Source organism: Streptomyces sp. NPDC088706 (genome assembly GCF_044752765.1).
Lineage (GTDB): Bacteria > Actinomycetota > Actinomycetes > Streptomycetales > Streptomycetaceae > Streptomyces.
In genome coordinates this window covers 441,292-463,241 of record NZ_JBIVLW010000001.1, presented here as the reverse complement: position 1 = coordinate 463,241, position 21,950 = coordinate 441,292, and the positions used below count along the sequence as shown (strand labels likewise).

Genomic DNA, 21,950 nt, shown 5'->3' with positions numbered 1-21,950 from the left:
GGACGTACAGCGGCCCGGCACGCTCAGGGCGCCGGGCCGCTGCTGGAAGGGGCAGGGGTGCTCAGCTGCGGGAGTAGACCTTCTCCGCCCAGGCGGCGATCTGCTCCTCGGTCAGGTGCTGCGCGAGGTCGGCTTCGCTGATCATGCCGACGAGCTTCTTGTTCTCGACGACGGGGAGCCGGCGGATGCGGTGGTTCTGCATCTCCTCCAGCACCGCGTTCACATCCGCCCCCGCGTCGATCCAGCGCGGCGTGCCCTGGGCGAGGTCGCCCGCGGTCACCGTCGACGGGTCGTGGCCCACCGCCACACAGCCGACGACGATGTCGCGGTCGGTGATGATGCCGACCATGCGGTCCGAGTCACCGTTGGCGGAGACGGGGAGCGCGCCCACGTTGTGCTCACGCATCAGCTGCGCCGCACGGTCGAGCGTCTCGTGGGCGGGGATCCAGTGGGCCCCGCTGTGCATGATGTCTTTGGCGGTCGTCATGGGGGATTTCCTCCTGCGTGCCGATGGCACTGCCGTACGGCCCCGAGCGCAACCCATCGTCATAGGCCGGCCCGGGCCGCGCGACCGCAATCACCCGTTCGGGTGCGCTGGTACGAGGACGGGGGCTGACGCGGGCTCCCGCTCGGTCTCGCTGATCAGGTACGGGACTTCTCAGCTTCGGCGCCGCCCGGCTTCGGCGCTTCTCAGCTACGGGGGCGTCTCAGCTACGGGGCTTTTCAGCCACGGGGCTTCGCCCCCCGGTCGGCGAGCATGTCGCGCATGAGCCCCAGCTCGGACTGCTGCCCTTCGACCATCCCCTCGGCGAGCCGCTTCTCCACCGGAACGTCGCACCGCGAGACACACGCCTCGGCCATGGAGACGCCGCCGTTGTGGTGGTCGGTCATCAACTGGAGGTAGAACACCTCGGCCCGCTCTCCATTCAGCCTCCCGAGCCGCCTGAGCTCGTCCTTGGTGGCCATCCCCGGCATGGCGGCGGCACCGCCCGACGCCTGGCCGGCGTGGTCGCCGTGCCCCTCCCCATCACCCATCCACGCCATGGGCCCGGCCCCGCCCGGGGCGACCTTCGGCAGTTCCCACAGGTCGAGCCAGCCCAGCAGCATGCCGCGCTGGTTGGCCTGGGTGTTGGCGATGTCGTAGGCGAGGCGGCGGACGTCCTCGTCGTCCGTGCGGTCGCGGACGACGAAGGACATCTCCACGGCCTGCTGGTGGTGGACGGCCATGTCCCGGGCGAACCCGGCGTCGGCGGATGCGGCGGCCGGAACACCGCCATCCGCACCCGCCTCCCCGTCCCCGCGCGCGGACGCGACGGCGGCGGCCCCGGCGAAGAGCAGGGCGAGGACGACGGCGCCGCCGGCCACCCACCGCACGCGACGCGTCCTGCCCGGCTCCTCGCGCCCGGTCCTTAGTACCGCTGTACCGGTCACTGCTGCCCCGTCGCCCGCCCGCCGGTGCAGGGGGCGCCGGGCTCGGGGGTCTGCGGCCCCTGGACGTACTGGGCGAGGAACTGGTCCACGCGCCGGTCATCCGCCCTGTCCACGGTGACCTGCTTGCCCCAGGCGGTGAGCACGATGGCGCCCTCCTGGTCCGCGTACGGGCTCATGAGGGTGAAGGGGGTGCTCCGGACCCGTTCGGCGAGCTCGGTGACGTCGGCGTCGGCGGCCTCGGTGTTGTAGGTGACCCAGACGGCGCCGTGTTCCAGGGAGTGGACGGCGTTGACGTCCGGGACGGCCTTTTCGTATACGTCGCCGTCGCAGTTGAGCCAGGTCGGGTTGTGGTCGCCGCCGACAGGAGGCGTCATCGGATAGTCCACGTCCCCGGCGGTGTGATTGCGCCCGAGTGCGGCGGAGTCCCAGGACTTGAGCCCCGCGATGGCCCCGCCGGTATCACCGCTCTCCCCGCCGGGCTGCTTGCCGTCCTGGGCGGCGGAGGCCTCGTCCCGGTTCTCCTTGGCCTCGGACGTCTCCAGCACCATGTACGTACCGAAGACGGCCAGAGCTGCCACGACGGCGGCGCTCAGCCCTATGGCGAGCGCTCGGTTACGGGTGGAGCGCGCGCCGTCGGCGGGCTGCTGGGGAGGGGTGGCGTACTGGGGTTCGCTGGGGCCGAAACTCATGGCGTCGAGTCCTTCTGCGAAGAGACGGGAGGGGCGGGGCCGGTCCGACGACCGACGCCCGCAGGCGGGCGGGAGAAGCGCCGCGGCCCCCGCGCGCCACGGTCGCCGATCGTAGGGGGTGGCCGAGTGCTCTCTCTCACACCGTGTGCGTAATCTGGGGGAAATCCCGGGTCGTGATACTGAAGTGTCCCCCTACCCCGGGCGGTGGTGCACGGACCGTCTGAACTGCAAGGATGTGGCAATGGACAAGCAGCAGGAATTCGTCCTCAGGACCCTTGAGGAGCGCGACATCCGCTTCGTGCGGCTGTGGTTCACCGACGTCCTCGGGTTCCTCAAGTCCGTCGCCGTGGCCCCGGCCGAGCTGGAGCAGGCCTTCGACGAGGGCATCGGCTTCGACGGCTCGGCGATCGAGGGCTTCGCCCGGGTGTACGAATCGGACATGATCGCCAAGCCGGACCCGGGCACCTTCCAGATCCTGCCGTGGCGCGCGGAGGCCCCCGGCACCGCGCGGATGTTCTGCGACATCCTGATGCCCGACGGCTCCCCGTCCTTCGCGGACCCGCGCTATGTCCTGAAGCGCATCCTCGCCAAGACGTCCGACCTCGGGTTCACCTTCTACACCCACCCCGAGATCGAGTTCTTCCTCCTGAAGAACAAGCCGGTCGACGGCACGCGCCCGACCCCCGCGGACAGCTCCGGCTACTTCGACCACACGCCGCAGAACGTCGGCATGGACTTCCGCCGCCAGGCGATCACGATGCTCGAATCGATGGGTATCTCGGTCGAGTTCAGCCACCACGAGGGTGCTCCCGGCCAGCAGGAGATCGACCTGCGGTACGCGGACGCGCTCTCCACGGCGGACAACATCATGACGTTCCGCCTGGTGATGAAGCAGGTCGCGCTGGAACAGGGCGTGCAGGCCACGTTCATGCCGAAGCCCTTCTCGGAGTACCCGGGTTCGGGCATGCACACCCACCTCTCCCTCTTCGAGGGCGACCGCAACGCGTTCTACGAGTCGGGCGCGGAGTACCAGCTCTCCAAGGTCGGCCGCTCGTTCATCGCGGGTCTGCTGACCCACGCGGCGGAGATCTCGGCCGTCACCAACCAGTGGGTCAACTCCTACAAGCGCATCTGGGGCGGCTCGTCCCGCGCGGCCGGCGCGGGCGGTGAGGCCCCCTCGTACATCTGCTGGGGCCACAACAACCGCTCCGCCCTCATCCGCGTCCCGATGTACAAGCCCGGCAAGACCGGCTCGGCCCGCGTGGAGGTCCGCTCCATCGACTCCGGCGCCAACCCGTACCTGACCTACGCGGTCCTGCTCGCCGCCGGCCTCAAGGGCATCGAGGAGGGCTACGAACTCCCGGCCGGCGCCGACGACGACGTCTGGGCCCTCTCCGACGCGGAACGCCGCGCGATGGGCATCGAACCGCTTCCGCAGAACCTGGGCGAGGCGATCTCCCTGATGGAGAAGAGCGAGTTGGTCGCGGAGACCCTGGGCGAGCACGTCTTCGACTTCTTCCTGCGCAACAAGAAGCAGGAGTGGGAGGAGTACCGCAGCGAGGTCACGGCCTTCGAGCTGAAGAACCTGCTGCCGGTGCTGTAACCGCAGGCCGGCGGTTCGGAGAACGCGATGCGGGCGGGTCGCCTCTGCGTGAACCAGGCCACCCGCCCGAGCGAGCCATGCTGCGCGTCGCCCGCCTGCACAACCTCGCTTTCGCCGGTAGGGGGCGATGCGCAGGCGTGTACGTTTGGGCGCCATGCGGATCACGAAGTACACCCACGCTTGTGTACGGCTTGAGCATGATGGCCGCGTGCTGGTCATCGACCCCGGAACGTGGAGCGAGCCGGCTGCCCTGACCGGTGCGGACGCTGTGCTCGTGACTCACGAACACGCCGATCACATCGATGTCCTGCGCCTGGCCGGGCTCGGCGTGCCGGTCTACGCCCCCGTCGAGGCGAACATCCCGCGGGTGGAGGTGATCGGGGTGTCGTCCGGCGGGGAGTTCACCGCCGGCGGCTTCCGCGTACGGGCGGTCGGCGGTCGTCATGCGTCCATCTACGCGGGCCAACCGGACTGCGCGAACCTCGGCTACATCGTCGAAGAGGGGATCTACCACCCCGGAGATTCGCTGTACGTGCCCGATCAGCCGGTCGAGACGCTCCTGGTCCCGGTGCATGGGCCGTGGATGAAAGCGGCGGAGGCGATCGACTTCGTCAAGGCGATCACACCTCAGCGGGCGTTCGCCATACATGACGCCCAGCTCAACGATCGCGGCCTCGGCAGCGTCAACGGATGGCTCACCGAGGAGACCGACAGCGGCTACCGGTATCTGAGTCCTGGCGAGTCGCTCTGACGAGCGCGCCATTCACGAGCCGGGCCGCCACGTCACCGCGCTTGCCATCCGTCGGCACCGTTACCCTGTGCCCGCCCCCGTCCTGCCAGGGGGCGGGCCCTGAGCGCTCTACACCGGCGGTGTCCCGGGTGGTGAGGGTGCCGGCGGGGGGCTCGGCAGCGGGGGGCCCGGGTCGGGCGGGGGTTTCGGGGGACCGCTGCCGTGTCTGCCGTCGTTCGTCAGCTTGCGGGCCGACAGGCCGTAGACGCCGAACGGGGGGAAGAGGTCGACGCGGCGCGGGTAGTCACCCGCCGCGCACTCCTCGCAGAGCAGGTCACGGCCGTCGGCTGTGTGCCGGGCCGCGGTGACCGGGGCGTTCCAGCACGCCTCGCAGGTGCGGACGTCCGTCGCGGACAGGGCGATCATCGGTGCCTCCCGGGCGGGGCCGGAAGTAAGGCGTGACGGGTGGTACGCATGAGGTGCCTCCGTCTCTCAGGGGTGGGTGGCGGTCCGTCCCGGCCGCTGTCCGGGGAGGAAGCGAGCGGCCGGGGCGGGGTGTAGGGGGCGCGCTCGGCCGTGGGGATCCGGTGGGCTCCTCCGGCGTCCGGTGCGCCGGGCCTCATCCGCGGGTCTCGCGCCACCTGCGGACGAGCTTCGCCGCCGTGGGGCAGGTGGCACCCGCCCGGCAGGCGTCGCACGCCGTCGTGTGGGCGAGGAGGTCGCGGTAGGCCGCGTCGGGGGATTCGGTCGTGGTCACGGTCGCCTCTCTGCTGATCTCGGCCCAGACGAATTCGGCGGTGCGGGTGAGGGTGTGCCCGAAGTGATCGGCCGTGGCCAGGGCGGCGAGGACCGCCGCGTGCCCGGCATCGGAGAGCTCGGTGGGGAGGTCCGCCTCGATGCGGATGCCGGCCGTGGTGTCGGTGACGCGCGGCTCGGTGCCGATGGCCGCGGTGAGCATGCCGGTCAGTGCCGCTGCCCGCGCTTGTGCTGAGCGCACACTTCTCCCCTGGTGAAGCCGATGTCACTCCATGTAATGCTGAATACTCAGCTTCAACCTGATGGGTTAGCTTTGTCAATATCGAGCCCGAACGCCGCACCCCTCACGGAGCCGCCGAAATGCCTCGCGATACCCCGTACTTGCAGGTGGCCGACGAGATCCGCGCCCGGGTGCTGGCCGGCGAATGGGCCGTCGGTGACAAGCTGCCCTCCCGCTCCCGGCTCGCCGCGGAGTACGGCGTGGGTCAGTCCGTCGCCCAGCGGGCCATGGAGCGCCTGATCATCGAGGGCATCCTCGAAGGCCGCGCCGGTTCCGGTACGTACGTCCGCAAGGCCCGCGAGCGCCGCAGGATGGTCCGCTCCCGCCTGCGTCAGGAGCGCAGCGGCTCCCCGTTCCGCTCCGAGATGAAGGACCAGGGCGCGACGGGTGCCTGGGAGTGCAACAGCAGGGCGCGGGTCCCCGCGACCGAGGACATCGCCGCCCGCCTGGCGATCGAGCCCGGCGACCTCTGCGTCATGACCGACTACGAATTCCTCGCGGACGGACAGCCCGCCCAGCTCGCGACGAGCTGGGAGCCGATGGCCGTCACCGGCGGCACGTCCGTCCTGCTCCCGGAGATGGGTCCGCGCGGCAGGATCGGCGTCGTCGCCCGTATGCGCTCCATCGACGTGCACATCTCCACCGCCCTCGAACTGCCGCGCCCGGCCCGCGCCACGCGCGAGCAGGCCGGCTTCCTCGGCATCTCCGTGGGCGACCTGGTCACCCAGCTGGAGCGCACGTACTTCGACGCCGATGGCCGTCCGGTGGAGACCGCCGACATCATCGTCCCGGACATCCGCTGGGAGATCGCGTACGAGATCGAGGTCGACGACTCCCGGTTCTGAGCGCCCCGGCCGGCGAACCGCGGAACAACGAGTGCGGCGCCGGCGCACTCCTCGCCGGCCTCTCCGGCTCTGTTCGCTGATCCCGAACCGAGCTGTTCCCCCGACCGGAAGGCCCCTTCACCGTGCTCGTCGCCCGCTCCATCGCCCTGTTCGCCGTCGCCGCACTGTTCGAGATCGGAGGCGCCTGGCTCGTCTGGCAGGGCATCCGCGAGCACAAGGGCTGGGTCTGGATCGGCGCCGGTGTCATCGCGCTCGGGCTGTACGGCGTCGTCGCCACCTTCCAGAGCGACGACGACTTCGGCCGTATCCTCGCCGCCTACGGCGGCATCTTCGTGGCCGGTTCGATCGCCTGGGGCATGGTCGCCGACGGCTACCGCCCGGACCGGTTCGACATCGTCGGCGCCCTGGTCTGCCTCGCCGGGATGGCGGTCATCATGTACGCCCCTCGCGGCCACTGACCCCGACGCAGACGCCGTACGCTCGCGTGGCCCGGGGCGCGACGGGCGACGAGGGCGATCAGCAGTCCATGCCCCTCCGGCGCGGGCTGTTGTAGTGTTACGACCCCTCGCGCACCGGCACGGGGACGGACCGGGGAGGTGAGACCCATTACCGCTGGATCGCTCTGGGTGCTCACTTCGTACGATCGCGTCGCACGGCCGGCAGTGGCAGCAGCAGCCGTCCGGAGGGTCTAGCCGATCGCGGAGCGCCCATCGGTTTCCCCGAAAGGCTTCGCCCGCATGCCGGTTCACGCCGTGAGTTCCCGTTCCGCCACCGTCGCCACCCTGCGCCGCGCGGGCTGCGTCTTCGCCGAGGACGAGGCTCTCCTCCTCCACGAGGCGGCCCTGTCCCCGGACGAACTGTCCTCCCTCGTCGAGCGCCGCGTCGCCGGACTGCCGCTCGAACACGTCCTGGGCTGGGCAGAGTTCCGTGGCCGCCGCCTCGCCGTGGACACCGCGGTCTTCGTGCCCCGCCGGCGTACGGAGTTCCTGGTGGCGCAGGCCGCCGCCTTCGCACCCCGGGGGGCCGTCGTCGTCGACCTGTGCTGCGGGTCCGGTGCGCTCGGCGTCGCCCTCGCCACGGAGCTGGGGGCGGCCGAGGCGGAGGCCGTCGAATTGCACGCCTGCGACGTCGATCCCGCCGCCGTGCGCTGCGCCCGGCGCAACGTCGGCGACCTCGGGCAGGTCTACGAGGGCGACCTGTTCGACCCGCTGCCCGCCGCCCTGCGCGGCCGGGTCGACGTGCTGCTGGCCAACGTTCCGTACGTACCGACCGCAGATGTCGAACTCCTCCCCGCCGAAGCCCGCGTCCACGAACCCCGCGTCGCCCTCGACGGCGGCGGCGACGGGCTCGACGTCATGCGCCGGGTCGCCGCAGACGCCCCCCGGTGGCTCGCCCCCGGCGGCAGCCTGCTGGTGGAGGCCGGTGAGCGGCAGCGGGACGCGGCGGTGCGGGTCCTGCGCGACGCCGGACTCACCCCGAAGGTGGCGGTCTGCGAGGAGCTGTACGCCACCGTCGTCATCGGTACGGCGGGATCGGAGCGTGCCGGTACGGCGGGTAGCAGCCGTAGGTACGGCGGGGCAGCAGCCGTAGGTGAGGCGGGGTAGCAGCCGTCGGTACGGTGGGGTGGCAGCCGTCAGGTGGGCCGTGGCCGCGTCCCGAATCCACCCGCACAGGACTAGGCTCGAAGAGCTGCGGCGCGGCAAAGGGGCAGTGCGCGGCTACGCGGATCGGTTCGGGCGGCAGGAGAGCGTGGAATGACGACGGTGCCGGGGCGTAGGAGCAGTACGTTCACCAGGCTGCTGCGGCACGGATTCACCGACCCGTCCGCCGCCGAGCAGCTCCTGGAGCTGGACGACCTCGCCTCCGTTCGGTCCGATCCGGTCCTCTTGGAGGCGCTCGGCGCCACCGCCGACCCCGATCTGGCCCTGCGCGGCCTCGTCCGGCTCGTGGAGGCCGAGGCGGCGGACGAGCGGCAGGTGCTGCTCGACACCCTCGTCACCGCCAAGCCGCTGCGCGACCGGCTCCTCGGGGTCCTCGGGGCGTCCGAGGCGCTCGGCGACCACCTGGCCCGGCACCCGCGCGACTGGCAGGCACTCGTCACGTACGAGGCGGTCGACCTGCACCCGGGGGTCGCCGAGTTCGAGCGCGGGCTCGCCGAGGCCGTGGACCCGGACTCGCTCCGCGTCGCCTACCGTCGCTGCCTGCTCACCCTGGCCGCCCGCGACGTCTGCGGGACCACCGGCCTCGCCCAGACCGCCGCCGAACTGGCCGACCTCGCCACCGCCACCCTCCGCGCCGCCCTGGCCATCGCCCGCACCGGGGCACCGGAGGACGCGGCGCAGTGCCGGCTCGCCGTCGTCGCCATGGGCAAGTGCGGCGGCCACGAGCTGAACTACGTCTCCGACGTCGACGTGATCTTCGTGGCGGAGGCGCGCGACGGGGTCGACGAGAACAAGGCCATGCAGGCCGCCACCCGGCTGGCCGCCCACATGATGCGGATCTGCTCGGACAACACCCCCGAGGGCACCATCTGGCCGGTCGACGCCAACCTCCGCCCCGAGGGCCGCAACGGGCCCCTCGTGCGCACCCTCACCTCGCACCTCGCCTACTACCAGTGGTGGGCGAAGACCTGGGAGTTCCAGGCGCTGCTGAAGGCCCGCGCGGTCGCCGGGGACCCGGAGCTCGGCGCGGAGTACGTCGACGCCGTCTCCCCGCTCGTCTGGCAGGCCGCCGACCGGGAGAACTTCGTCCCCGACGTGCAGAAGATGCGCCGCCGCGTCGTCGACAACATCCCCGCCGACCGGATCGAGCGGGAACTCAAGCTCGGACCCGGCGGGCTGCGGGACGTCGAGTTCGCCGTGCAGCTCCTCCAGCTCGTGCACGGCCGCAGCGACGCCTCGCTGCACAGCGGCACCACCCTGGAGGCCCTGCGGGCGCTCGCCGAGGGCGGGTACGTGGGGCGCGCGGACGCCGCCCAGCTCGACGAGGCGTACCGCTTCCTGCGCTCCATGGAGCACCGCATCCAGCTCTACCGGCTGCGCCGCACCCACCTGGTCCCCGAGGACGATGCGGACCTGCGGCGGCTCGGGCGGTCGCTCGGGATGCGGACCGACCCGGTCGCCGAGATCAACAGGGCGTGGCGGCGGCACGCCTCCGTCGTACGGCGGCTGCACGAGAAGATTTTCTACCGGCCGCTGCTGGATGCCGTCGCCCAGCTGGCCCCCGCCGAGTCCCGGCTCAGCGCGAAGGCCGCCGCGATCCGGCTGGAGGCCCTCGGGTACGCCGACCCCGGCGCGGCCCTGCGCCACCTGGAGGCCCTTTCCTCCGGGGTCTCCCGCAAGGCGGCGATCCAGCGCACCCTGCTGCCGGTGCTGCTCGGCTGGTTCGCGGACTCCGCCGACCCGGACGCCGGGCTCCTCGGCTTCCGCAAGGTGTCCGACGCGCTCGGCAAGACCCCGTGGTACCTGCGGCTCCTGCGCGACGAGGGGGCGGCGGCGGAGAACCTCGCCCGGGTCCTCTCCGCCGGCCGCCTCGCCCCCGACCTGCTGCTGCGCGCCCCGGAGGCGGTGGCGATCCTCGGCGATCCGGAGGGGCTCGCCCCGCGCACCCGGGACCACCTGGAGCAGGAGGTGCTGGCCGCGGTGGGGCGCGCGGGGGACGCCGAGTCGGCGGTCGCGGTGGTGCGCGGGGTGCGGCGGCGGGAGCTGTTCCGTACGACGGCCGCCGACATCATCGGCTCCTACGGCACCGAGGACAGCCCGGCCGAGCAGGACCACGGGGCCCTCGTCGACCGGGTCGGCTCGGCCGTCACCGACCTCAACGCCGCCACCATCGCGGGCGCGCTGCGGGCCGCCGTACGCGAGCGGTGGGGGGACACCCTGCCGACCCGGTTCGCCGTCATCGGCATGGGGCGCTTCGGCGGGCACGAGCTGAGTTACGGCTCCGACGCCGACGTCCTCTTCGTGCACCGGCCGCGCGAGGGCGTGAGCGACGAGGAGGCGGCCCGGGCCGCGAACGCGGTCGTCTCCGAGATGCGGAGACTGCTCCAGCTGCCGACCGCCGACCCGCCGCTGCTGATCGACGCCGACCTGCGGCCGGAGGGCAAGACCGGGCCGATGGTACGGACGCTGAAGTCGTACCAGGCGTACTACCGGCGCTGGTCGCTGGTCTGGGAGAGCCAGGCGCTGCTGCGGGCCGAGCCGATGGCGGGTGACGCGGAGCTGGCGCGCGACTTCATGGAGGTCGTCGATCCGCTGCGGTATCCGATGGAGGGGCTCGACGAGGACGCCGTACGCGAGATCCGCCGGCTCAAGGCGCGGATGGAGTCCGAGCGGATGCCGCGCGGCGCGGACCCGACGCTCCACGCGAAGCTGGGCCGGGGCGGGCTGAGCGACGTCGAGTGGACCGTGCAGCTGACGCAGATGCAGCACGGGTGGGCGGAGCCGGGGCTGCGGACGACGCGTACGCGTCAGGCGCTGGCGGCGGCGTGCGCGGCGGGGCTCATTCCGGCGGAGGACGCGCAGATGCTGGACGAGGCGTGGGTGCTGGCCACGCGGGTGCGGAACGCGGTGATGCTGGTGCGGGGGCGGCCGGGCGACACGTTCCCGTCCGATCCCCGGGAGATGACCGCGGTGGGGCGGTACCTGGGGTACGAGCCGGGGCACGTCGGGGACATGCTGGACGACTACCGGCGCATCACGCGGAGGGCTCGGGCGGTGGTGGAGGAGCGGTTCTACGGGGCGACGTCCTAGGCGCGTCCTTGCGGTGCTCCGCCCCGGGCCCCGCTCCTCAAGCGCCGGAGGGGTTGGTCCTCAGGCGCCGGGCGGGCTGGAGGTGGTGCGGGCGGGCGGGCTGGAGGTGGTGCGGGCGGACGGGCTGGAGGTGGTGCGGGCGGACGGGCTGGACGTGGTGCGGGCGGACGGGCTGGACGTGGTGCTACGACCTCCGCGCACCCGCCGTCTCGGGCTCGGGATCCGGCTCCGCCGTCGGCCGTGGCAGCCGGGCCGCCGCCCGCACCCCCGTCAGCCGGCCGCTCCCCTTCGCGGGGACCCACTTCGGCAGGTGGTGCGGCAGCGAGCCGTACCAGGTGCGGGAGACCGCGTAGCCGAACGCCAGGCAGGCCATGCCGCCCACCGCGTCCAGCCAGAAGTGGTTGGCGGTGGCCACGATGACGACCAGGGTGAGCGTCGGGTAGAGCAGGCCCAGGATGCGGGCCCAGGGCGCCGAGGCCAGCGCGAAGATCGTCAGGCCGCACCAGAGGGACCAGCCGATGTGCATGGACGGCATCGCCGCGTACTGGTTCGACATGTTCTTGAAGTTGCCCGAGGCCATCGAGCCCCAGGTCTCGTGCACGAGCACCGTGTCGATGAAGTTCGCCCCGTTCATCAGACGGGGTGGCGCCAGCGGGTAGAGGTAGTAGCCGAGCAGCGCCACGGCCGTCGTGGCGAACAGGACGAGCCGGGTCGCCGCGTAACGGCCCGGGTGGCGGCGGAACAGCCAGACGAGGACGCCGATGGTCACGACGAAGTGCAGCGTCGCGTAGTAGTAGTTCATCGACACGATCAGCCAGGTCACGGAATTGACCGAGTGGTTGACCGCTTCCTCGAAGGCGAGGCCCAGGGACTTCTCCGCCGACCAGATCCAGTCCGCGTTGCGCAGGGCCGCCGCCTTCTGCTCCGGGACGGCGTTGCGCACGAGCGAGTACAGCCAGTAACTGACCGCGATGAGCAGGATCTCGAACCAGAGCCGGGGGCGGCCGGGCGACCGCAGGGAGCGGAAGCGGGCCCGCCGCCCGCTCGTGCCGGAAGCCTCCCCCGCGGCCGGGGAAGCGGCGGCCGGGGACGTTGCGGTCGGGGAGATGGCCCGGGCCTCGGGGGCCGCATCGGCCTCGATGGGTGAAGGACCGGCCGCCGACCGGCCTTCCTGTGCTGTCACGTGCGTTTCACCCATAGGCAGAGAGTCTTCCATAGAGATTCCCCTGCCCCCGATCATCCTCCGGTCGGGTCACCGTCGCACATCATGCGCCTCAGGGATGAGCGTGCGACCCCGCGCCCGATCCAGGACCCGAGGCCGTCGTCCCCCGGACCACCAGCTCGGGCATGAAGACGAACTCGCTGTGCGGAGCCGGGGTGCCGCCGATCTCCTCCAGCAGCGTGCGCACCGCGGCCTGGCCCATCGCCGTCACCGGCTGCCGGATGGTGGTGAGCGGCGGATCGGTGAACGCTATGAGGGGCGAGTCGTCGTAGCCGACCACGGAGAGGTCCCGGGGGACTTCCCGGGAGAGCCTGCGGGCCGCCCGGATCGCCCCGAGCGCCATCATGTCGCTCGCGCACACGACCGCCGTGCAGCCGCGCTCCATCAGGGCCGAGGCGGCGGCCTGGCCGCCCTCCAGTGTGTACAGGGAGTGCTGGATCAACTCCTCCACCTGGTCGGGGGTCAGGCCCAGCTGCTCCTGCATCGTGGCGTGGAAGCCCTCGATCTTGCGGAGCACCGGCACGAAGCGCTTGGGGCCGACCGCGAGGCCGATACGGGTGTGGCCCAGCGCCACCAGGTGCGTCACCGCCAGCCGCATCGCCGCCCGGTCGTCGGGGGAGATGAAGGGGGCCTGCACCTTGGCGGAGAAGCCGTTCACCAGGACGAAGGGGACGCCCTGGCCGCGCAGTTGCTCGTAGCGCTGCATGTCGGCCGAGGTGTCGGCGTGCAGACCGGAGACGAAGATGATGCCGGAGACGCCCCGGTCCACCAGCATTTCGGTGAGCTCGTCCTCGGTGGAGCCGCCGGGGGTCTGGGTGGCCAGGACCGGGGTGTACCCCTGCCGGGTCAGCGCCTGGCCGATGACCTGGGCCAGCGCCGGGAAGATCGGGTTCTCCAGCTCCGGGGTGATCAGACCGACCAGGCCCGCGCTGCGCCGGCGCAACCGTACGGGGCGTTCGTAGCCGAGGACGTCGAGCGCCGCGAGGACGGATTCGCGGGTGGTCGCCGCGACCCCGGGCTTGCCGTTCAGGACTCGGCTGACCGTCGCTTCGCTGACCCCCGCCTGAGTTGCGATATCGGCAAGCCGTGCGGTCATGTCAGTGGACTGTACCGGGCCGGTGTCGGATTGCCCACCGTGCGGAGAGCGTCACCGGCAGAGAGCGGGAGTGGCGTTCCGGCAACCTCTTGCAAGCTCTTGCGGTCGGACCGCGGCCCGCGGTCGAATCGTCGCACTGCGCATACGCCGCGCCTGGCCTGCCCTTGCCAGGGGTGAGGGGCCTCCGTCAAGGGGCTTGACGGCAACCTTGAGGACACGCGAATGTAACGATCAGCAGGGATTGCAGAAAGCTTCCGCAAGGTCTTTCGGTGTTCTTTCATCCTTGTTACGTTCACGTCGACCCGGCGCCGCGACGGAGCGGTACGGCAGTTGAAGGAGTTCAGATGCGACGTGGCATAACGGCCACCGCCCTGGTCGCGGCCCTGGCGCTCGCGGCGACCGCCTGCGGCGGCGACGACAAGTCCGGCGGCGGTTCGAGCTCGGGTGAGCTCTCCGGCACCGTGACCTGGTGGGACACCTCGAACGTCGGCAGCGAGGACAAGGTCTTCAAGAAGCTGGCCGAAGGCTTCGAGAAGAAGCACCCGAAGGTCGACGTCAAGTACGTCAGCGTCCCCTTCGGTGACGCGCAGAACAAGTTCAAGAACGCGGCCCAGGCCGGCAGCTCCGCGCCCGACGTGATCCGCTCCGAGGTCGCCTGGACGCCGGACTTCGCCTCCCTCGGCTACCTGGCCCCGCTGGACGGCACCGCCGCCCTGAAGAACCAGGACGACTTCCTGCCCCAGGCCGTCGCGTCCACCAAGTTCGAGGACAAGACCTACGCCGTCCCGCAGGTCATCGACTCCATGGGCATCTTCTACAACAAGAAGCTGCTGGAGAAGGCGGGCGTCGAGGCCCCGGCCACCCTGGACGACCTGAAGAGCGTCGCCAAGAAGATCAAGGACAAGACCGGCAAGACCGGCCTCTACCTGCGCGGCGACGACCCGTACTACTTCCTCTCCTTCCTGTACGGCGAGGGCGGCGACCTGGTCGACGCCGATTCCAAGGCCGTCACCGTGGACCGGCCCGAGGGCGTCAAGGCGTTCGAGGCGGTCAAGGCCCTGGTCGACGACGGCACCGCGAAGACGGACGCCTCGGACGGCTGGGAGAACATGATGCAGTCGTTCAAGAACGGCGACGTCGCCATGATGATCAACGGCCCCTGGGCCGTGTCCGACACGCTGACCGGCAAGGAGTTCACGGACAAGGCCAACCTGGGCATCACCACGGTCCCGGCCGGCTCCGCCGCCCAGGGCGCCCCGCAGGGCGGCCACAACCTCGCCGTCTACGCCGGTTCGAAGAACCTGGAAGCCTCCTACGCCTTCGTCGAGTACATGACGTCCGTGGAGTCCCAGGCCACCACCGCCGGTGAGCTGAACCTCCTGCCGACGCGCACCTCCGCGTACGCCAAGAAGGAAGCCGTCGACAGCGAGATCGTCGGCTTCTTCAAGCCGGTCGTCGAGACCGCCGTCGAGCGCCCCTGGATCCCCGAGGGCGGCAGCCTCTTCGCCCCGCTCGGTGTCGAGTACACCAAGGTCCTCACCGGCCAGACCACGCCGGAGAAGGCCGCCAAGTCGACCGGCGACTCCTACCGCAAGCTCCTGAAGGACTGGAAGTAACAGGAAGGTTGGCCGACTGATGGCTGTCCACACCAGCCAGTCGGTGGTGAAGGCCGCGGGCGAGGACGTCGCCCGCGGCCGGAGCCGCGGTACTGGCACCCCACCACCGGCCCCCGGCCGTTTCCGGCGCGGCCTGTCGACCCACTGGTACGCCTGGACCATGGTCGCCCCGGTCGTCGTCGTGATCAGCGTGATCATCGGCTACCCGCTGCTGCGCGGCATCTACCTGTCGATGACCGACGCCGACGAGCGCAACGTCGCCCGCACCATCGGCGTCAACGAACTGCCCGCCACCTACGGGTTCGTCGGTGCGGACAACTACGTCGACGCGCTGACCGGCTCGCAGTTCCTCGGCACGCTCGGGTGGACGCTGGTGTGGACGGTCTCCTGCGTGAGCGTCACGTTCGTGCTCGGCATGGGCCTCGCCAACATCCTCAACCGCCGCATCGCCGGACGCTCCGCCTACCGCATGGCCCTCATCCTGCCCTGGGCCATCCCCGGCTTCGTCTCGGTCTTCGCCTGGCGCTTCCTCTACAACGAGGAGCGCGGCCTGCTCAACAAGATCCTCGGCGGCGCCGGCATCGACGGTATCCCGTGGCTCAACGACCCGACCTGGGCGAAGTTCGCCGTCATCGCCGTCAACGTCTGGCTCGGCATCCCCTTCATGATGGTCGCCCTGCTCGGCGGGTTGCAGTCCATCCCCTCGGAGCAGTACGAGGCAGCCGAGATGGACGGCGCCACCGCCTGGCAGCGGTTCCGCCACATCACGCTCCCCGGACTGCGCCCGGTCTCCACCACGGTGATCCTGCTCTCGACCATCTGGACCTTCAACATGTTCCCGGTGATCTTCCTGCTCACCCGCGGCGGACCCGGTGAGGCCACCCAGATCCTCGTCACCCAGGCGTACAAGTTCTCCTTCGAGATCAGCCCGCGCGATTTCGCGCAGTCCTCCACCTGGGGCGTGCTGATCCTCGTACTCCTGATGCTCTTCGCCGTGATCTACCGGCGAGTCCTGCGCACCCAGGGAGACAACTGGTGAGCACCGTCACCTCCGCCACCGACACCCCCGCGCGTCCGGCCGGGCCCAAGGTCCGGCTGCGCGGCGAGCGTTCGCCGCTCGCCTCGATCGGGCTGCACCTCACCCTGATCATCGCCTCGGTGATCGCGGTCTTCCCGGTGCTGTGGGTCCTGCTGACCTCGCTCAAGCCCGCCAAGTACGCGACCACCACGGACTTCTTCCGCGAGACCACGTTCGTCAACTACACGAACCTGATCCGCGACACCGAGTTCCTCAACTGGTTCGCCAACTCGGCGATCATCGCCGGGCTCTCCACCGTCATCGGGGTCTTCGTCGCCGCCACCACCGGCTACGCCGTCAGCCGCTTCCGCTTCCCCGGCAAGCGCGGGCTGATGTGGACGCTGCTGATCACCCAGATGTTCCCGGTCGCCGTCCTCATCGTGCCGATCTACAACATCATGGCGAACCTGGGGCTGCTCAACCAGCCCGCCGGCCTCGTCATCACCTACCTCACCATCTCGGTGCCGTTCTGCGCCTGGATGATGAAGGGCTTCTTCGACACCATCCCGCGTGAGATCGACGAGTCGGGCGAGGTCGACGGCCTCACCCCGTTCGGCACCTTCTGGCGGTTGATCCTGCCGCTGGCCAAGCCGGGCCTCGCGGTCACCGCGTTCTACTCCTTCATCACCGCCTGGGGCGAGGTGGCGTACGCCTCCGCCTTCCTGGTCGGTGACGAGAACCTGACGCTGGCCGGCGGACTCCAGAAGTTCGTCAACCAGTACGGCGCCCAGTGGGGCCCCATGACGGCGGCCTCCGTGCTCATCGCCGTCCCGGCGGCCCTGGTCTTCCTGTTCGCGCAGAAGCACCTGGTCACCGGCATGTCCGCCGGAGCCGTCAAGGGCTGAGGAACCTCCTGGACGCCAGCACCCGCACGCATCACCGCACCCGTCACGGCGGCGCCGGAAACCCCGACCCGGCCACCGGCGCCGCTCCCCACCCAGACACCCCAGGGACGACATGACCCAGCACCTCGCTGCCCCCTCCACCGGCACGTCCGACGACGCCCCGGGCCACCGCACCGGCTGGTGGCAGGACGCGGTGATCTACCAGGTCTATCCGCGGAGCTTCGCCGACGGAGACGGCGACGGCATGGGCGACCTCCCCGGCGTCACCGCCCGCCTCCCCTACCTCCGGGACCTCGGCGTCGACGCGGTCTGGCTCTCGCCCTTCTACGCCTCCCCGCAGGCCGACGCCGGGTACGACGTCGCCGACTACCGGGCCATCGACCCGATGTTCGGCACCCTGCTGGACGCCGACGCGCTGATCCGCGAGGCGCACGGCCTGGGCCTGCGCATCATCGTCGACCTGGTGCCCAACCACTCCTCCGACCAGCACGAGTGGTTCAAGCGCGCCCTGGCCGAGGGTCCCGGCTCCGCCCTGCGTGAGCGCTACCACTTCCGCCCCGGCAAGGGCGCCGACGGCGAACTCCCGCCCAACGACTGGGAGTCCATCTTCGGCGGCCCCGCCTGGACCCGTACGGTCGACCCGGACGGCACCCCGGGCGACTGGTACCTCCACCTCTTCGCCCCCGAGCAGCCCGACTTCAACTGGGAGCACCCGGCCGTCGCCGACGAGTTCCGCTCCATCCTGCGCTTCTGGCTCGACATGGGCGTCGACGGCTTCCGGGTCGACGTCGCCCACGGTCTCGTCAAGGCGCAGGGCCTGCCCGACCTCGGCTCCCATGACCAGCTCAAGCTGCTCGGCAACGACGTCATGCCCTTCTTCGACCAGGACGGCGTGCACGCGATCTACCGCAGCTGGCGCACCATCCTGGATGAATACCCCGGCGAGCGCATCGCCGTCGCCGAGGCGTGGACCCCCACCGTCGAGCGGACCGCCAACTACGTGCGTCCCGACGAGATGCACCAGGCGTTCAACTTCCAGTACCTCGGCACCGACTGGGACGCCGAGGCGCTCCGTAAGGTGATCGACTCCTCGCTCGACGCGATGCGCCCGGTTGGCGCCCCCACCACCTGGGTGCTCTCCAACCACGACGTCACCCGGCATGCCACCCGGTTCGCCAACCCGCCGGGCCTGGGCACCCAGATCCGTACCCCCGGCGACCGTGAACTCGGCCTGCGCCGGGCCCGCGCCGCCACCCTGCTGATGCTCGCCCTGCCCGGCTCCGCCTACGTCTACCAGGGCGAGGAGCTCGGCCTGCCCGACGTCACCGACCTGCCCGACGAGGCCCGCCAGGACCCCTCGTTCTTCCGCGCCGAGGGCCAGGACGGCTTCCGCGACGGGTGCCGGGTGCCGATCCCGTGGAGCCGCGAGGGCAGCAGTTACGGGTTCGGCGCGGGCGGCAGCTGGCTTCCGCAGCCCGCCGGCTGGGGCGAGCTGTCGGTGGCGGCGCAGACCGGCGTGGAGGGCTCCACGCTGGAGCTGTACCGGGCCGCGATCGCCGCCCGCCGGGACCACCCGGGCCTCGGCGCGGGCTCCGACGTCGAATGGCTGGACGGCCCCGACGGCGTCCTCGTCCTGGCCCGCCCCGGCTTCGTCTGCACCGTCAACACCACCGGCGCCCCGGTCCGGATCACCGCCCGCGGCCGGGTGCTGCTCGCCAGCTCCCCGGTCACCGTGGACGGCGCGGATGCCGTACTGCCCGCCGACACCACGGTGTGGTGGGCGGTGTGACACTGCCCGCGCCCAGGACCACCGCCGTGCCTCGCCTCTCCGACATCGCCGGCCAGGCGGCGGTCAGCGAGGCGACGGTCAGCCGGGTCCTGAACGGGAAGCAGGGCGTCGCGGACACCACGCGTCAGCGGGTGCTCGCGGCGCTCGACATCCTGGGCTACGAGCGGCCCGTACGGCTGCGGCAGCGCAGCGCCGGGCTGATCGGCCTGGTGACGCCCGAACTCACCAACCCGATCTTCCCGGCGTTCGCGCAGTCCGTCGAGCAGGTGCTGGCCGGGCACGGCTACACCCCCGTGCTCTGCACCCAGCTGCCGGGCGGCGCCACCGAGGACGAGCTGGTCGAACAGCTCGTGGAGCGGGGCGTCGGCGGCGTCGTCTTCCTGTCCGGGCTGCACGCCGACACCTCGGCCGACCCGGCGCGGTACGCCGCGCTCACCGAGCGCGGCGTACCGTTCGTCCTGATCAACGGCTACAACGAGCGCATCAGCGCCCCGTTCGTCTCGCCCGATGACAACGCTGCCGTACGGATGGCCGTGGGCCACCTCGCCGACCTGGGCCACCGCCGGATCGGCCTGGCCATCGGCCCGCAGCGGTACGTGCCCTCCCGGCGCAAGCGCGACGGCTTCGTGGAGGCGGCCATCTCGTTGCTCGGCATGGACCCCTCCGAGGCCGGACTGCTCGTCTGCTCCACCCTGTTCAGCGTCGAGGGCGGCCAGGTGGCGGCGGGCGCCCTGCTGGACGCCGGGTGCACCGGCATCGTCTGCGGCAGCGACCTGATGGCCCTGGGCGTCGTCCGCGCCGCCCGGGGGAGGGGGCTCGACGTGCCGCGTGACGTCTCGGTCGTCGGCTTCGACGACTCGCAGCTCATCGCGTTCACGGACCCGCCCCTGACGACTGTGCGCCAGCCCGTGCAGGCGATGGCGGCGGCCGCGGTGGGCGCGCTGCTGGAGGAGATCGGCGGGAGCCCGGTGCAGCGCACCGAGTACGTCTTCCAGCCGGAGCTGGTGGTACGGGGCTCGACCGCGGCAGTCCGCGCGGACTGACCGGAAACACGGGAACGGACACGTACAGGAGAGGCACCAGGAGTCGGCCCAGGAAGGGCCGGCGGGGAGTTCTTGCGACTCCGGGTGCCTCTCTTGTCGTGACCGGCCCGGCCGGCCGGGCGCGTGGGGTCCGGCGCCGCGAGTCGCGGTACCGGAACCCTCGGCCGACCGGACCGGAGTCGGATGAAACGTAACAGGCCGGCAATATCTTGCGAAAGACCTTGCAGGAAGAAAACCGGGCTGTTTCGTGGATGTGAGCGGGAGATGTCCAAAGGGTTGACCGGCGCCTGACGGGCTCGTACGGTCTGCTCCGCGGCAAGGTTTGCATTCTTGCAGCAAGAACCTTCAGGAGCCTTGAGGGCATGGCGCGTTGCCGGCTGAGGCTGCACCGTCACCCGCGTTCCCCCCCACCCGCAGGAGGAAAGACATGGCACGCAGACCCCTGTCTGCCGCGCTCGCCCTCGTGGCCGGCGCCGCCGCCGCCCTTGTCATCCCCACCGGATTCGGCACCGCGTCCCCCGCGCAGGCCGCCGCTCCGGGCGACAAGGACGTCACCGCCGTGCTGTTCGAGTGGAAGTACGCCTCCATAGCCAAGGCCTGCACGGACACCCTCGGTCCGGCGGGCTACGGCTACGTCCAGGTCTCGCCACCCCAGGAACACATCCAGGGTGGCCAGTGGTGGACGTCGTACCAGCCCGTCAGCTACAAGATCGCCGGCCGCCTCGGTGACCGGGCCGCCTTCTCCGCCATGGTGAACACGTGTCACTCGGCCGGGGTCAAGGTCGTCGCGGACGCCGTCATCAACCACATGTCCGCCGGCAGCGGCACCGGCACCGGCGGCTCGTCGTACACCAAGTACGACTACCCGGGGCTCTACTCGGTCAACGACCTGAACCACTGCCAGGCGCTGATCTCCGACTACAACGACCGCGCCGACGTCCAGAACTGCGAACTGGTCGGCCTCGCCGACCTGGACACCGGCGAGGACTACGTACGCGGCAGGATCGCCGGCTACCTCAACGACCTGCTCTCCCTCGGTGTCGACGGCTTCCGGATCGACGCGGCCAAGCACATGCCCGCCGCCGACCTCGCCGACATCAAGTCCCGGCTGACCAAGCCCGACGTCTACTGGAAGCAGGAGGCGATCCACGGGGCGGGCGAGGCCGTCTCGCCCTCGGAGTACCTCGGCAACGGGGACGTCCAGGAGTTCCGGTACGCGCGCGGCCTCAAGCAGGTCTTCCTGAACGAGAACCTCGCCCACCTGAAGAACTTCGGCACGGGCTGGGGCTTCATGGAGTCCGGCAAGTCCGGCGTCTTCGTCGACAACCACGACACCGAGCGCAACGGCGAGACGCTCAGCTACAAGAACGGCTCCGCCTACACCCTCGCCGGCGTCTTCATGCTGGCCTGGCCCTACGGCTCCCCGGACGTCCACTCCGGCTACGAGTTCAGCGACCACGACGCCGGACCGCCGAACGGCGGCCAGGTCAACGCCTGCTACAGCGGCGGCTGGAAGTGCCAGCACGACTGGCGCGAGATCTCCTCCATGGTCGGCCTCCGCAACGCCGCACGCGGCCAGGCCGTCACCAACTGGTGGGACAACGGCGGCGACCAGATCGCCTTCGGCCGGGGCACCAAGGCGTACGTGGCCATCAACCACGAGGGCTCCTCGCTGACCCGGACCTTCCAGACCTCGTTGCCCGCCGGTGCTTACTGCGACGTACAGAGCGGCCGAGGCGTCACGGTGAACGGTTCCGGCCAGTTCACCGCCACCGTGGGCGCGGGCACCGCTGTGGCCCTGCACGCGAACGCCCGTACGTGCGGGGGTGGCGGTTCCACTCCGGACCCCGGCCCCGGCAACGGCCGGTCCGGTGTCTCCTTCGGTGTCCAGGCCGCCACCCAGCCCGGCCAGAACCTCTACGTCACCGGTGACCAGGCCGCCCTCGGCAACTGGAACCCGGCCACCGCGCTGAAGCTCGACCCGGCCACGTACCCCGTGTGGAAGCTGGACGTGAACCTGCCCGCCGGGACCTCGTTCGCGTACAAGTACCTCCGCAAGGACGCGAGCGGCAACGTCACCTGGGAGAGCGGCGCCAACCGCACCGCCACCGTCCCGTCCTCCGGGAAGGCCACGCTGACCGCCGACGTGTGGCGCAGCTGATCTCTTCCCTCTCCC

General features: G+C 71.0%; 19 protein-coding genes. 12 read left to right on the top strand and 7 right to left on the bottom strand.

Annotated elements, in window-relative coordinates; genetic code table 11:
- Positions 1 to 61: 61 nt before the first annotated feature.
- From ACIQAK_RS02120 to ACIQAK_RS02110, 3 genes are all read right to left on the bottom strand, one after another.
- Entirely contained in the window at positions 62 to 487 is a 426-nt protein-coding gene (locus ACIQAK_RS02120; protein ID WP_366388211.1) for a CBS domain-containing protein, read from the bottom strand.
- Between the two features lie 236 nt (positions 488 to 723).
- Positions 724 to 1,374: a DUF305 domain-containing protein gene (locus tag ACIQAK_RS02115; protein WP_401362300.1), complete on the bottom strand. Its 651-nt coding sequence runs from the start codon at positions 1,372 to 1,374 to the stop codon at positions 724 to 726.
- Between the two features lie 53 nt (positions 1,375 to 1,427).
- The gene (locus tag ACIQAK_RS02110) at positions 1,428 to 2,120 is read right to left on the bottom strand and encodes a DUF3105 domain-containing protein (protein WP_366388213.1); all 693 of its coding nucleotides are present in this window, start codon (positions 2,118 to 2,120) and stop codon (positions 1,428 to 1,430) included.
- 241 nt (positions 2,121 to 2,361) lie between these two features.
- On the opposite strand from ACIQAK_RS02110, the gene glnA reads away from it, so the two are divergent.
- Positions 2,362 to 3,723: a type I glutamate--ammonia ligase gene (glnA, locus tag ACIQAK_RS02105; protein WP_003969536.1), complete on the top strand. Its 1,362-nt coding sequence runs from the start codon at positions 2,362 to 2,364 to the stop codon at positions 3,721 to 3,723.
- Between the two features lie 154 nt (positions 3,724 to 3,877).
- Positions 3,878 to 4,474: an MBL fold metallo-hydrolase gene (locus ACIQAK_RS02100; protein ID WP_366388214.1), complete on the top strand. Its 597-nt coding sequence runs from the start codon at positions 3,878 to 3,880 to the stop codon at positions 4,472 to 4,474.
- A 108-nt stretch (positions 4,475 to 4,582) separates the two neighbouring features.
- On the opposite strand, the gene ACIQAK_RS02095 is transcribed toward ACIQAK_RS02100, so the two are convergent.
- Both ACIQAK_RS02095 and ACIQAK_RS02090 read right to left on the bottom strand, forming a co-directional pair.
- Entirely contained in the window at positions 4,583 to 4,879 is a 297-nt protein-coding gene (locus ACIQAK_RS02095; RefSeq protein WP_366388215.1) for a hypothetical protein, read from the bottom strand.
- Between the two features lie 193 nt (positions 4,880 to 5,072).
- Complete coding sequence (locus ACIQAK_RS02090) at positions 5,073 to 5,411, bottom strand: hypothetical protein (RefSeq protein ID WP_366388606.1); 339 nt, start codon at positions 5,409 to 5,411, stop codon at positions 5,073 to 5,075.
- 158 nt (positions 5,412 to 5,569) lie between these two features.
- On the opposite strand from ACIQAK_RS02090, the gene ACIQAK_RS02085 reads away from it, so the two are divergent.
- From ACIQAK_RS02085 to ACIQAK_RS02070, 4 genes are all read left to right on the top strand, one after another.
- Positions 5,570 to 6,334: a GntR family transcriptional regulator gene (locus ACIQAK_RS02085; RefSeq protein WP_366388216.1), complete on the top strand. Its 765-nt coding sequence runs from the start codon at positions 5,570 to 5,572 to the stop codon at positions 6,332 to 6,334.
- Positions 6,335 to 6,456: 122 nt separating this feature from the next.
- On the top strand, positions 6,457 to 6,792 hold the full coding sequence (locus ACIQAK_RS02080; RefSeq protein ID WP_366388217.1) for a YnfA family protein: 336 nt from the start codon (positions 6,457 to 6,459) through the stop codon (positions 6,790 to 6,792).
- 279 nt (positions 6,793 to 7,071) lie between these two features.
- Positions 7,072 to 7,938 (top strand): putative protein N(5)-glutamine methyltransferase, encoded by an 867-nt coding sequence (locus ACIQAK_RS02075; protein ID WP_366388218.1) that lies wholly within the window; start codon positions 7,072 to 7,074, stop codon positions 7,936 to 7,938.
- A 150-nt stretch (positions 7,939 to 8,088) separates the two neighbouring features.
- Positions 8,089 to 11,085 (top strand): bifunctional [glutamine synthetase] adenylyltransferase/[glutamine synthetase]-adenylyl-L-tyrosine phosphorylase, encoded by a 2,997-nt coding sequence (locus ACIQAK_RS02070; protein WP_366388219.1) that lies wholly within the window; start codon positions 8,089 to 8,091, stop codon positions 11,083 to 11,085.
- A gap of 184 nt (positions 11,086 to 11,269) precedes the next feature.
- On the opposite strand, the gene ACIQAK_RS02065 is transcribed toward ACIQAK_RS02070, so the two are convergent.
- Both ACIQAK_RS02065 and ACIQAK_RS02060 read right to left on the bottom strand, forming a co-directional pair.
- The gene (locus ACIQAK_RS02065; protein WP_366388220.1) at positions 11,270 to 12,283 is read right to left on the bottom strand and encodes a phosphatase PAP2 family protein; all 1,014 of its coding nucleotides are present in this window, start codon (positions 12,281 to 12,283) and stop codon (positions 11,270 to 11,272) included.
- Positions 12,284 to 12,359: 76 nt separating this feature from the next.
- A complete protein-coding gene (locus ACIQAK_RS02060) occupies positions 12,360 to 13,403 on the bottom strand; it encodes a LacI family DNA-binding transcriptional regulator (protein ID WP_366388221.1) in 1,044 nt (347 codons plus the stop codon).
- Positions 13,404 to 13,747: 344 nt separating this feature from the next.
- Between ACIQAK_RS02060 and ACIQAK_RS02055 the strand changes: the two genes are divergently transcribed.
- From ACIQAK_RS02055 to ACIQAK_RS02030, 6 genes are all read left to right on the top strand, one after another.
- Positions 13,748 to 15,019 (top strand): extracellular solute-binding protein, encoded by a 1,272-nt coding sequence (locus ACIQAK_RS02055; protein WP_366388222.1) that lies wholly within the window; start codon positions 13,748 to 13,750, stop codon positions 15,017 to 15,019.
- Positions 15,020 to 15,038: 19 nt separating this feature from the next.
- Positions 15,039 to 16,058 (top strand): sugar ABC transporter permease, encoded by a 1,020-nt coding sequence (locus ACIQAK_RS02050; protein ID WP_366388223.1) that lies wholly within the window; start codon positions 15,039 to 15,041, stop codon positions 16,056 to 16,058.
- Positions 16,055 to 16,942, top strand: a complete 888-nt coding sequence (locus tag ACIQAK_RS02045) for a carbohydrate ABC transporter permease (RefSeq protein ID WP_366388224.1) — start codon at positions 16,055 to 16,057, stop codon at positions 16,940 to 16,942. Before ACIQAK_RS02050 ends, ACIQAK_RS02045 begins: the two co-directional genes overlap by 4 nt.
- Positions 16,943 to 17,054: 112 nt before the next feature.
- On the top strand, positions 17,055 to 18,731 hold the full coding sequence (locus ACIQAK_RS02040) for a glycoside hydrolase family 13 protein (RefSeq protein ID WP_366388225.1): 1,677 nt from the start codon (positions 17,055 to 17,057) through the stop codon (positions 18,729 to 18,731).
- Entirely contained in the window at positions 18,716 to 19,774 is a 1,059-nt protein-coding gene (locus ACIQAK_RS02035; RefSeq protein WP_366388226.1) for a LacI family DNA-binding transcriptional regulator, read from the top strand. Before ACIQAK_RS02040 ends, ACIQAK_RS02035 begins: the two co-directional genes overlap by 16 nt.
- Before the next feature lie 427 nt (positions 19,775 to 20,201).
- Positions 20,202 to 21,935, top strand: coding sequence for a carbohydrate-binding module family 20 domain-containing protein (locus ACIQAK_RS02030; protein ID WP_366388227.1), 1,734 nt, complete (start codon positions 20,202 to 20,204; stop codon positions 21,933 to 21,935).
- Positions 21,936 to 21,950: the final 15 nt, after the last annotated feature.